Origin of the sequence: Acinetobacter sp. TUM15064 (assembly GCF_008980265.1) — a bacterium.
GTDB lineage: Bacteria > Pseudomonadota > Gammaproteobacteria > Pseudomonadales > Moraxellaceae > Acinetobacter.
This window is the reverse complement of record NZ_BKFU01000035.1, coordinates 24,645-36,113: the sequence shown is the minus strand read 5'-3', so window position 1 is coordinate 36,113 and position 11,469 is coordinate 24,645. Positions and strand designations below refer to the sequence as shown.

At 40.2% G+C, this 11,469-nt stretch carries 10 protein-coding genes; 7 read left to right on the top strand and 3 right to left on the bottom strand.

Features of this window, described 5'->3' with window-relative positions; genetic code table 11:
- The first annotated feature begins 421 nt into the window (after nt 1–421).
- Nucleotides 422–3,133 (top strand): M66 family metalloprotease, encoded by a 2,712-nt coding sequence (locus GBI16_RS11365; RefSeq protein WP_151707103.1) that lies wholly within the window; start codon nt 422–424, stop codon nt 3,131–3,133.
- Nucleotides 3,134–3,370: 237 nt separating this feature from the next.
- On the opposite strand, the gene rpsT is transcribed toward GBI16_RS11365, so the two are convergent.
- Nucleotides 3,371–3,637, bottom strand: a complete 267-nt coding sequence (gene rpsT, locus GBI16_RS11360; RefSeq protein WP_086207597.1) for a 30S ribosomal protein S20 — start codon at nt 3,635–3,637, stop codon at nt 3,371–3,373.
- A 213-nt stretch (nt 3,638–3,850) separates the two neighbouring features.
- Between rpsT and GBI16_RS11355 the strand changes: the two genes are divergently transcribed.
- From GBI16_RS11355 to GBI16_RS11345, 3 genes are read left to right on the top strand one after another with little or no spacing between them, the layout of a single operon-like run.
- Entirely contained in the window at nt 3,851–4,516 is a 666-nt protein-coding gene (locus GBI16_RS11355) for a nucleoside-diphosphate sugar epimerase (RefSeq protein ID WP_151707102.1), read from the top strand.
- Between the two features lie 8 nt (nt 4,517–4,524).
- On the top strand, nt 4,525–5,037 hold the full coding sequence (gene rraA, locus GBI16_RS11350; RefSeq protein ID WP_086207595.1) for a ribonuclease E activity regulator RraA: 513 nt from the start codon (nt 4,525–4,527) through the stop codon (nt 5,035–5,037).
- A gap of 44 nt (nt 5,038–5,081) precedes the next feature.
- Nucleotides 5,082–5,861: a glutathione S-transferase N-terminal domain-containing protein gene (locus tag GBI16_RS11345; RefSeq protein ID WP_151707101.1), complete on the top strand. Its 780-nt coding sequence runs from the start codon at nt 5,082–5,084 to the stop codon at nt 5,859–5,861.
- 150 nt (nt 5,862–6,011) lie between these two features.
- On the opposite strand, the gene GBI16_RS11340 is transcribed toward GBI16_RS11345, so the two are convergent.
- On the bottom strand, nt 6,012–6,923 hold the full coding sequence (locus GBI16_RS11340; RefSeq protein WP_151707100.1) for an alpha/beta fold hydrolase: 912 nt from the start codon (nt 6,921–6,923) through the stop codon (nt 6,012–6,014).
- Between the two features lie 21 nt (nt 6,924–6,944).
- Complete coding sequence (locus tag GBI16_RS11335) at nt 6,945–7,484, bottom strand: PadR family transcriptional regulator (RefSeq protein ID WP_086208224.1); 540 nt, start codon at nt 7,482–7,484, stop codon at nt 6,945–6,947.
- A gap of 169 nt (nt 7,485–7,653) precedes the next feature.
- Here GBI16_RS11335 and GBI16_RS11330 point away from each other — a divergent pair, with 169 nt between their 5' ends.
- From GBI16_RS11330 to GBI16_RS11320, 3 genes are all read left to right on the top strand, one after another.
- Nucleotides 7,654–9,678 carry an NADPH-dependent 2,4-dienoyl-CoA reductase gene (locus GBI16_RS11330; protein WP_151707099.1) on the top strand — a complete coding sequence of 675 codons (2,025 nt, stop codon included), beginning with the start codon at nt 7,654–7,656 and terminating at the stop codon, nt 9,676–9,678.
- Nucleotides 9,679–9,855: 177 nt separating this feature from the next.
- A complete protein-coding gene (locus GBI16_RS11325) occupies nt 9,856–10,269 on the top strand; it encodes a nuclear transport factor 2 family protein (RefSeq protein ID WP_151707098.1) in 414 nt (137 codons plus the stop codon).
- Between the two features lie 79 nt (nt 10,270–10,348).
- Complete coding sequence (locus GBI16_RS11320) at nt 10,349–11,446, top strand: YheT family hydrolase (protein WP_151707097.1); 1,098 nt, start codon at nt 10,349–10,351, stop codon at nt 11,444–11,446.
- Nucleotides 11,447–11,469: the final 23 nt, after the last annotated feature.

Below are 11,469 nucleotides of genomic sequence, written 5' to 3'. Positions count from 1 at the left end.
TTGTCGAGTGTTGGCAGAAATTTGCTGATCATTTTATTCCCCCAGGTGCAGGTTTTATCTGGTTTCATTGTAGGAAAACAGAATACCATATTATTTTTATGGAATTATGTTTTTAATCGCTACGAATCTGAAAATGAGAGCGACAAGTCAGGCTGCTAAAAAAAGATTCAAATTTTTAAAATTGATTGATAAAGACTTTCTAGTAAATTGCTGAGAATCTAGCTGTAAATTTCAGCATTCTTTGTTATAAATTTAAGCTGTATCACAGAATTTATATTTTTCGGACTTGCATTTTCCAGAGTTGAAAATATTCGTCACTATGTAACAGATGATGTGAATTGAATATAAACGCCAAATCAGGTTTAATAATTAAGTTTTTGATTTATATGTTTAAATTTAAAAAAATTAAAGTTTTTTTGTGATGATTTTGGGGAAAGTTGTGAAAAGTGCGAATGGGTTTATATATTGTAAGTTAAGCCTCTGTGTTGTGACGCTGATGCTCGTAGCATGTGGTGGTGGCGGTGGTCATGATGATGGGGATAAAGGAGTTGAAGATTCCACAGTACCTGTCGTAACACCTTATGCTGAGCCTACACATGATGTTTCAGACTCAAATACCTTGGGTTATTTTGATTACGATGCAAACGCGAATACACGCGTAATCCGTAACGATTTAACTGGTAGTTTTGAGGCTATGTTGCAATTCGGTCAGAGTCATGTGGTTGATCCAAATGGCAATGAAAGTAAAAAAATGCCACGTCTAACGATGGAAAAAGAAGCGTTGTTGTTAGTTACGCCAAATGATGCTATGGGGGAAATTGAGAGTCTGAGAGCAGATATTTATATGAATAACCAATGGTTAAGAACCATTGAGCTGGATGACCCAACACAGATTCCTGCATCAGATCAGACCAATACTGATGATCGGGCTCGAGTGCAATATAGTCAGCGTGCATGGAGTGCGCGACTCAATTGGGATGAAATTCGTCCAGGGTTGAGTATTCAACTGAAAGACTCTACTGGCCGTCAAGGACAAATTACGCAAGATAAAATTGATTTTGCCTCTCCAGGAGAGTTGGTCTTAAACAATATTCGTATCGGGATGCTAACAGCACCGCCTGTCGCTACAGGGCACTATATGTTGAATGATCCAGTACGTGCAGGTTCGGATTACTTCCAAACAATCCCTGCTGCTGAAATGACTATTGCAAAATATGATGATATTCAGCTTGATCGGGTCATGATTGCGGATGGAACTATTTACGATACAGCAAGTGCGGATCAAGGTGGTGTGTATGAAGGTGACATGCGTGAAAATGTTGGTAAATCGACTTTTAGTGTAGGAATCAACTTGGCGAATTGGGGTGTCACCAGTGCCTCAATGGCTAGCCAAAGTCAGCCTCAGTTAACTCAAACGGTGGTTGCACATCATAGTCGTGGGAAATATGCCAATGGTGAAAGTACTCATGGTTTAAGTGGGGGGAATGGCATGCTGACCTTATATGATTCGGTTGGCAACGAATTTAGCCATGAAATAGGGCATCATTATGGACTTGGACATTATCCAGGGCAGGAAGGTGAGAATCAGTTTTGGACTTCTCATCATGCTGACAGTGGCTGGGGCTATATTCCGTATCGGAATATGATGCGGGGTAATTTGATTTGGAATAGCAAGGACTTATGGGCGGCTTCCACAGGAATTGCGAACTTCTTGGCTTTATATCCACATAGCCGAGATGCCATGTCTGGTGGTTATGCATCAAGCTCAGTTTCACGCTATACCCACTATACGGGTTATAGTACCTACTTGAAAATTCAACCACACTTTAACCGTTATGTTTGGGATAAGAGCTCGCCTACAGGTTATAAAAAGTGGAATGAAGTCACACGTCAGATGGACGTGGCACAGCCAATCATGCCAGATTCTACTGCCCCTGTTTGGTATCAGCCAAAGCAAAACTATCTACGTCCACGAATCTTTGGCGAACCTGTATTGACCATTTTAGGTGGTTACGATCCGGTAGCCCAAGTTGGATTATTATATCCAGCAGCACGCTCAAACTGGGGTAATGTCTATGATTTACCTGTAGCCAACACGGCGTTGGGTCAGGCTGCATGTTGGTTAAATGTACAGTATCCAAAGACAGTGAACAATATCGCTCTAGCCCCGACACGCTTAGGCAGTAATGCCAATAAATTGCATGTCAACTTAGCGCTTGCAGAGCAGCCACAAAAAGTTGATTTATACTGTAAGCAAGCCAATGCGGAGGCAAAATTATTATCAACCATTGTGATTCCACAATATGCTACGGTGATTACGCCTGCGGTAAAAATTGGAAAGGCTCAAGGCTATAAAGCCTTACGTGATTTAGAGTTGCCACTACTTGAACAAGAGCTACTTAACCAAGCGACAAACAATATGATTATTTTACCTCCAAATGGTTTAATGCTTTATCAAGCTTATAAGTCTTATAAGAATGAAATGAGCGCAGCTGCTCAACAGCAATTGGTGCGTTATGAAGAGCAAGAAAACAAATTGATGCGTTTAAACCGTTGGATAAATGTCTACTATGACGATTTAACCAAAGAGCTATCTGCAGCTGTTGATGCAATGAATACTTTTGTTGTGAAATTAGGCTTGCAACAAGATAGCCCGCTTGAGCAAAGTGCATTATTGAAAAACAATAAAAACTGCTTAAAAACCGAGTTGACATCCGGCCAGAATATAGATGTTTATATTAGTGGGCCATCGGGCTGTGTGGGTGATGATACGGAACAATGGGTTTATGATGGCTTAGGTCGTATTCATAATAAGGCTATAATCGGGCAGTGTTTAACAGGCAATGGAGGGAGTGCAAAAGTAACTCTCACGGAGTGTGTGAAGAATAACTCAGCACAAGTGTGGTCAATGGATGTATCGACTTCTGCCATTAAGCAAGCTGGACAATGCCTAGATTTGAATACTGGTAATTTGGTGAATAATCGTCAAATTGCAATTCGATACAGTTGCTCTGGTAATAATAATCAAAGGTGGACGATGCTGAACCAAAATATAAGTTTGATTTTGGCTGGAGCAAGCTCAAAAAACATTGGTATTTTAGTGAAACACTTAAAAACTGGATCTGTGAATTAAGTACGTTATTAAGTGAGTAATGTATTTTAAAGTGAAATTAAAAGAGAGCTCTCGGCAGGGGGCTTTTTTTTGTAAGTTAATATTTGGATGGGTTTGAATAACTGTGATGTTCTATTTCTATATAACAAATAGACAGGTTTATGTATCAGATACATGCATCAAAAGTGATATGAGCGACCGTAGGGAAAATTAGATACAAAAAAAGCCCTTTAAAAAGGGCTTTTTTTAATGCATAAATTAGTTAGCTAAAGCTTTAACTTGTGCATTTAAACGGCTCTTATGACGAGCAGCTTTGTTCTTATGGATGATACCTTTATCAGCCATACGATCAATTACTGGTACAGCAGTTTTGTATGCTTCAGAAGCAACTGCATGATCACCAGCAGCGATAGCAGCTACTGTACGTTTGATGTATGTACGAACCATAGAACGTAAGCTAGCGTTGTGTTTGCGTGCTTTAACGTTTTGACGAGCACGTTTTTTAGCTTGAGCAGAGTTTGCCACTCGTGCACTCCTTGAATTAAATTGGTCTGGGCGGGCTGAAATTCAAACTGAAAACCACATCAGAAGAACAATCACCAGCCCGTAAACAAGTGCCATATTTTGATTAATATACGCCATGAAGTCAAGTCTTGACATGCCTTGACCATATTTAAGATACATAAAAATTTTAAAGAAACGTTAAGATTAGCCATCTACATGGGAGTTTGTATAAAAATGACACAAAATATAGAACAAGCGATTGTGATTGGAGCAACAGGTTTAGTGGGTTTAAACCTGATTCAACAATTACAGCAACTCGAAGATTGTAGCAAAATTTTAGCGGTAGTTAGAAGACATAATGTTGAGCTCGATCGGTACGATAAAGTACAGCAACTTGAGCTGGATGACTTTCTCTTGCTAAACCATGAAGATGTACAAGGCTTTACTCATGCTTTTAGTTGTTTGGGCACAACACTGAAAAAAGCAGGCTCTAAAGAAAATTTCTATGCCATAGACTATGTAGTGAATGCGCATTTTGCTGAATTATTTGTTTTAACCAAAACGCATTATTTGTTGATCAGTGCTTTAGGTGCACAAGCAAATTCAAAACTGTTCTATAACCGAGTCAAAGGCGAGCTTGAAGATACGATTCGGGGGCTTGGGCTAGATAAAGTAAGTATATTACAACCGTCTTTATTGATTGGCCAACGTAGTGAAAATCGTTTACTTGAAGATATTTTCCAAAAAGGCTATTTGAAACTTTCGCACTTTATACCGAATCATTTTAAATATAAGCCAGTGACAGCAGAGCAAGTGGCTCATACTATGGTGGAGGCTGCTCAAACGCAGACCAATAAATTTGAAATCTATGATAATTTACGCATACAAAAGACAAAATGAGGGGAAGTGTGGTGACGACAGCATTTGTGACATGTGATTTATTGGATGATCATCCTGAGCTTGATTTACAAGTGGTAACGCCATCCATGGATGGTAAGTTCTTTCAAAGTTATGGCGCACGCAAAACCTTTGCGGGTCAGGTCGTGACAGTGAAATGCTTTGAAGATAACTCTCGTGTGAAAGAGCTTCTCGCAACTGAGGGGGCAGGTAAGGTGTTGGTTGTTGATGGTGGAGCTTCGATGCGCTGCGCATTGATGGGGGACTTAATTGCTGAATCGGCTGTGAAAAATCATTGGAATGGTGTGGTGATTTATGGTTGTGTGCGTGATGTTGACGCCATTGCTGAATTAGACTTGGGTGTACATGCCTTAGCTGCTATCCCGCAAAAAAGTCAGCGTAAAGGTGTAGGTGAGGTAGATATTGACTTGCATTTTGGTGGAGTCAGCATTCAATCAGGTGACTATATCTATGCAGATAATAACGGTATTGTGATTTCAAAAGAAAAATTAGTAGAAGTATAAAAACTTTTTCATGGTGACCTGAATACAACATAGGGACGTACATTATGGTGAAGCATCAAATTAAAGTGATTCAAGCTCTTTTTTCGGGACTGACTCAAGGTGGGCGTGGTGTAACGGGAACTCCGTATCCTAACCAACCAGAGCAAGCTTTAAAGCTCTATGAATTTGAAGGTTCGCCATACTGTCGCCGTGTGCGTGAAGTGTTGACTTTGCTCAATTTGGATTATGAAGTCTATCCATGTCCTAAGGGGGGTACTAAATATCGTCCCCTAGTGAAAAAGTTAGGTGGTAAGACTCAGTTTCCATTCTTGGTGGATGAAAATACAGATACCAAGTTGTACGAGTCAGAAGACATCATTCACTATTTATTTGCACAGTATGGTCGAAGTGGTAACACGCCGAAAAAGTATGCACATTATCCTAAAACACCTTATGTCGCTTATGTGGGCACGTTGGTAAATGGCGCGCGTGGTGTTTGGTTGAATAAAAAAATTAAAAATCGTGCCGCACCTGAACAATTGCTTCAACTGTGGGGATTTGAAGCCAGTCCATATACACGTGTTGTGCGGGGGTTGCTGACTGAACTGGAGTTAGCATTTAAATTTAATAATGTGCCGAAAGAACGTTGGCAAGATCAAGGTCCTGCCGTACTACGCTTAAAGCCAGGCAAATATGTCCCACTTGCAGGTGGAAAGCGTGAGCAAGTTGTGCAAGTGATGGGGCGTGATATTCAAGTGCCTTATCTCATCGATCCGAATACAGGCACGGCATTGTTTGAGTCAGCGGATATTGTTGCTTATCTCAAGCAGACCTATGCAGCATAAAAAGAGGCATCTCAAAGAGATGCCTCTTTTGATTTCTAAGCATTGATGTTTTTATCAGTCTTATTTTTGTTATTACAATGGAATGATCAATTGTATTTATTTTGAGTTTTTCTAACATATTCATCAGTTGATTGACAATACGATAAACACTTAAACATTCGTAGCGTTGAGGAAACGTATAATTTCTTTGGAAAATTTGAGCGGTTCGCTTAACAGCGGTGTGTGCCCTGACTTTTTGAAGATCACTGTTTTGGCATAAGGTACGCTTGATGCAATCAGTTTTTGTCCTTGCGAAGGATAGAGCTTAGACATCTCCCCTATAAAGAATGTGGTGGGACGGTCAATCTGACTCAGCGCGAGACGATAATCTTCTTGATGGTAAAGATAATTATGGATGTACCAAGCCATATAGTCTAAACGCTGAATAGGAAGCATAAACTTCTGTAAGCGTGGTTGTTGAAAAGCTTTTTGAAATAAAACTGTGCTTCGAGATGGCTTGGCTTGCAGTTGTATAAACGCGAACCAATAGTCGACCAGTTGTGTGCGAGTCGTTGGCTTTAGTTCAGACACCAAATTGTACTGAGTATTTTGTGCCAAAAGTTCCGTAATGTTTTGTAAGATGGTTTTAAAATCTTTATGTTTTTCTGCAAATAGACCATGTGACCATTCTGCATCTACGCAAAGTTTAGGGGTTTGGTCAATGTGTAGATAACTATGTACATGTTTTTGAAAGTGACCGTATTGCAGGCCATGCATAGCTGTGGTGGCCCCCATAGAATAGGCAATAACACGAAATTGATGGTGTGTTTGTTGTTCTAAAAAACAATTTAAATCTTGCCAATGGCTAGAGATAGCGTCTAGTTTTGGAATTCGACACTGTGCTGAACCACCAAAGCCACGCCAATCGGGAATATAAAAACGATATTTTTTCCGATGTTGAAATAAAAAAGGGAGCCATTGCCAGCTTTGCATGCCTAAACCAGAAAGTACGAGTACAGGCTCGCCTTGTCCAAATTCGCGAACATAGAGTTTTTCACCATCGGGCATCGTATAGTGTGGCATGGTCAATCCTTTGTATGATTTTTATTTTTCAAATGTTTTAAGCGTGGGAATAATGGTTTCTAACCATTCAATCCAGCCGACCTCTAAATTGATCCCAAGTTGTAAGATCATTTTATGAATATACAAGGTTCGATCATGAGGATCTGCCTGTCCAAAATCTTTAGCAAAAATCGTTTGGTAAATCTGTAATTTTTCTTTATGTAGGGCTAAATGGCGTTCCAGCTCAGGTAAGACAGCGTTACCACCTAACTGAGCTTCAACACGAAGTCTCACCATGACTTCTTCTCTTAGTTGAGCAGGTGGACTTTGTTTTACCAACCAATCTGCCAATTCTGTGCGTCCAAGTTGTTCAACTTGATAGGTTTTTTTTCTAGACGTTGCACCATCTTCTTCTATGGTTGAGATCCAGCCTTTGCTCTGCATAGCGCTGAGTTCTCTATAAATTTGTTGATGTGTTGCATTCCAAAAGAAGCCCATTGAACGGTCAAAGCGACGTGCTAACTCAATGCCTGTACTTGGTTTTTCAATCAAACTGGTCAATAAAACATGAGCTAATGACATTTTAGTAATATTTCGCAAATAAAATGGACGTAGAGTCATTATGCAACATGTTGCATAAAAAACAAATCTCGATTATAAAGATAAAAAGTATGCAACTTGTTGCATTAAATAGTTTGATTTAACCTTGTATTTAAAATACCAGCCAGCGAAAGCACGCCAAGGAGTATATATGTCTAATTATCCGCATTTACTTGCGCCTTTAGATTTAGGCTTTACCACATTAAAAAACCGTGTACTCATGGGATCTATGCATATTGGATTAGAGGAAGCACCAAACGGTTATAATCGTATGGCCGCATTCTATGCAGAGCGTGCAGCAGGTGGTGTAGGACTGATCGTAACAGGTGGTATTTCACCGAATGATGCAGGTTTAACTTTTGCAGGTGGTGCAAAGTTAGATAGCCGTGAAGAAGCTGAAAAACATAAAGTGATTACGGAAGCTGTGCATGCGGCTGGTGGTAAAATTGCAATGCAAATTTTACATACAGGCCGCTATTCTTATCAGCCTGAGTTGGTTGCACCTTCTGCAATTCAAGCACCTATTAATCCTACTAAGCCACATGCTTTAACGTCTGCTGAGGTGAATCAGACCATTGCAGATTTTGCTCATTGTGCAAAGTTGGCACAGTATGCAGGCTATGATGGCGTTGAAATCATGGGTTCAGAAGGATACTTAATTAATGAATTCATTGCAGCACGTACCAATCATCGTGATGATGAATGGGGTGGAAGTTATGAAAACCGTATTCGTTTCCCAATAGAAATTGTCAAACGTACACGTGAAGAGGTGGGTGAAAACTTCATTATTATCTATCGTTTATCCATGTTGGATTTGGTCGAAGGTGGTTCAAGCTTAGAAGAAGTAATTCAGCTTGCTAAAGAAATTGAAAAAGCGGGCGCAACAATTATTAATACAGGGATTGGTTGGCATGAAGCACGTATTCCGACCATTGCAACCAAAGTCCCACGTGCTGCATTTACATGGGTAACTGAAAAATTAAAAGGCATTGTCAAAGTGCCATTGATTACGTCAAACCGTATCAATACTCCTGAAATGGCTGAGCATGTATTGGCGTCAGGTCACGCAGACATGATCTCTATGGCACGACCAATGCTAGCTGATTCAGAGTTTGTCCTTAAGGCAGAGCAGGGTCGTAGTGATGAAATCAATACCTGTATCGGCTGTAACCAAGCGTGTTTAGATCATATTTTCTCGATGAAAATTGCGACCTGTTTAGTCAACCCGCGTGCATGCTATGAAACTGAACTGATTTTTAAAGAAAGTGCAGAAAAGAAAAATATCGCAGTGATTGGTGCTGGCCCTGCAGGTTTAAGCTTTGCTACTTATGCTGCTGAGCGTGGGCATCAAGTGACAGTGTTTGATGCAGCCAATCAAATTGGTGGACAGTTTAATATTGCAAAAACGGTTCCGGGCAAAGAAGAGTTCTACGAAACTATTCGTTATTTTAAACGTAAAATAGAGTTGCAACCTAATATCCGTTTGGTTCTTAATCATTTAGTAACTTATGAAGAACTACAAGATGCAGATTATGACGATATCGTTGTTGCGACAGGGGTGACGCCGCGTGAATTGAACATTCCGGGTGTGGATCATCCAAAAGTGCTAACGTACATCCAAGCACTTAAAGAGCGTTTACCTGTTGGGCGCCGTGTAGCCATTATTGGTGCAGGTGGGATTGGTTTTGATACAGCAGAATATTTAAGCCATGAAGGTGAAAGCGGTAGTCTAAACCCTGAAAAATTCTATGATGAATGGGGTGTTGATACCAGTTATGCACATGTCGGCGGTTTAAAACAGCCTAGCGTTGAGCAGTCTGAGCGTGAAATTTACTTATTGCAGCGTAAGTCGAATGCGGTAGGTGCAGGCTTGGGTAAAACGACAGGTTGGATTCACCGTACTGGTTTGAAGCATCGTGATGTAAAAATGATTGCAGGTGCAAGTTACGACAAGATTGATGATCAAGGACTACACATTACTGTCAATGATCAGCCAACAGTATTAGAAGTGGATAATGTCATTATTTGCGCAGGTCAAGAGTCTTACACAGCTATGTATGATCAGTTAAAAGCAGATGGTAAGAATGTGCATTTAATTGGTGGTGCAAAAGAAGCGGGTGAGTTAGATGCAAAGCGTGCAATTCGTCAAGGCGCTGAATTAGCTGCAACTATTTAAAGCATCATCATTTTTGAATCAGTTGAATAAATTGTAAACAAGTCCCTCTCCTTTAAAGAGGGGGATGAGAGGTGTTGTCAGAAATATGAGTATTTTTCCTCACCTCTACCTTTTCTAGAAGGTCAAACTGTCTTCATTTGCTTTATTAAAAGCATTCAAATTCATAGGGATAGAATAATGAGCATAGCAATAACAAAACAAGCACTGCAACGTTGGCATGAGATGATCAACAACCGTGATATGAGTACTTTAAGTGAGCTCTTGGCCGAAGATGTCGTGTTTCGCTCTCCAGTGGCTTTTAATCCTTACTCAGGGAAGCAAGTTGTTTTTTTTATTTTAAGTAATGTGATTCAGGTTTTTGAAAATTTTACTTACCACCGTGAATTTTTTACAGAAGATGGTTTAAGTGTCGTCCTTGAGTTTTCAGCCAATGTCGGCGAAAAAAAGCTCAAAGGGATTGACATGATTCGTTTTAATGAGCAAGGTCAAATTGTAGATTTTGAAGTGATGATCCGTCCTAAGTCGGGGCTAGAGACCTTAGCTGTACAAATGGGACAGCGAATGGCAGCGTTTGCACCTCAAGCTGGATGATAAAGGTGTGACTTGTTATTTATAGTTAGGCACGAAAATTGATGCATCGCTAAGAAAGATAGGAAAAGAAGGTATTGATATGAATGCTGTGTTCAGTTTGCTAAATCAATTACGTCAAACGGCATTGGATCGAGTAACTGGTGCGGAACACCCGAAACTTTTTCTTAATCCGCAAGGTGAAATTCAAGAGACGATAGGTGCACTACCACAGCTTCAACAAAAGTACCGACCGACGCCGTGGTTATCCAACACACATGCCCATCTTTTGTATTTTGATGTGATTCGCAAGCGTCGGATTCAATTGGAATATGATCATTTTGATCAATTAGAGATGCAAGACGGTGGGGTCACAGGCATTATGTGGTTCGGTTATGACTTACCTGAAGCAACGCCAACGGTTGTGATCATGCATACGATTACAGGTTCGCCTGAAAGTATGCGTGAGGTGGTACGTGACTTAAATCGCTATACAGGTTGGCGCATTGCACTCTGTTTACGTCGTGGTCATGCTGACCTACCTATGCCTGTACCGAAAATGAATCTTTTCGGTTCAACTGATGATTTACGTGAACAAATTGCCTTTATTCAAAGCACATTTCCAACTTCAACTCTTTTTGCCGTAGGTTCTTCTGCGGGCACGGGGCTTTTAGTGCGTTACTTAGGTGAAGAAGGGAGTCAAACCCCTTTTAAAGCGGCCTTTGCCTTATGTCCAGGCTATAATACGGAGTTGGGTTTTGTAAATGTGCATCCCTTTTACAGTAAAGTCATGACCAAGAAACTGTTTAAGAAATTTATTTTTCCTTACCAACAAACGTGGCAACAAACAGCTTCTGTATCTCAAGTCTTAATGACCAAAACCTTGGCCGAATTTGAGTCGAGTTATTATGAAATGGCGGGTTATGTAGACTATGACAGTTATAACCAAGCCACAAATCCAATCTATGTATTTGAAAATGTCGCCATTCCATTGCTGATTTTAAATGCAGAGGATGATCCTGTCTGTCACATTAAGAACTTTGAACCGTATAAAGATATGATTCAAAAAATGCCGAATATTGCTGTAGTGACGACGAAAAAGGGCAGTCATTGTGGTTTCTATGAAGGGGCGCTCAATACCGAGTCTTGGGCAACCAAGTTGATTGCGGACTTTTTGAAACTGGAACAACAAAAACACTAAATATAAAAAGACCTACAGCAGTG

Coding starts and splice junctions, on each gene's coding strand:
- GBI16_RS11365 (WP_151707103.1), top strand. CDS start 422: ATGATTTTGGGGAAAGTTGTGAAAAGTGCGAATGGGTTTATATATTGT.
- GBI16_RS11355 (WP_151707102.1), top strand. CDS start 3,851: ATGACACAAAATATAGAACAAGCGATTGTGATTGGAGCAACAGGTTTA.
- GBI16_RS11345 (WP_151707101.1), top strand. CDS start 5,082: ATGGTGAAGCATCAAATTAAAGTGATTCAAGCTCTTTTTTCGGGACTG.
- GBI16_RS11340 (WP_151707100.1), bottom strand. CDS start 6,923: ATGCCACACTATACGATGCCCGATGGTGAAAAACTCTATGTTCGCGAA.
- GBI16_RS11335 (WP_086208224.1), bottom strand. CDS start 7,484: ATGTCATTAGCTCATGTTTTATTGACCAGTTTGATTGAAAAACCAAGT.
- GBI16_RS11330 (WP_151707099.1), top strand. CDS start 7,654: ATGTCTAATTATCCGCATTTACTTGCGCCTTTAGATTTAGGCTTTACC.
- GBI16_RS11325 (WP_151707098.1), top strand. CDS start 9,856: ATGAGCATAGCAATAACAAAACAAGCACTGCAACGTTGGCATGAGATG.
- GBI16_RS11320 (WP_151707097.1), top strand. CDS start 10,349: ATGAATGCTGTGTTCAGTTTGCTAAATCAATTACGTCAAACGGCATTG.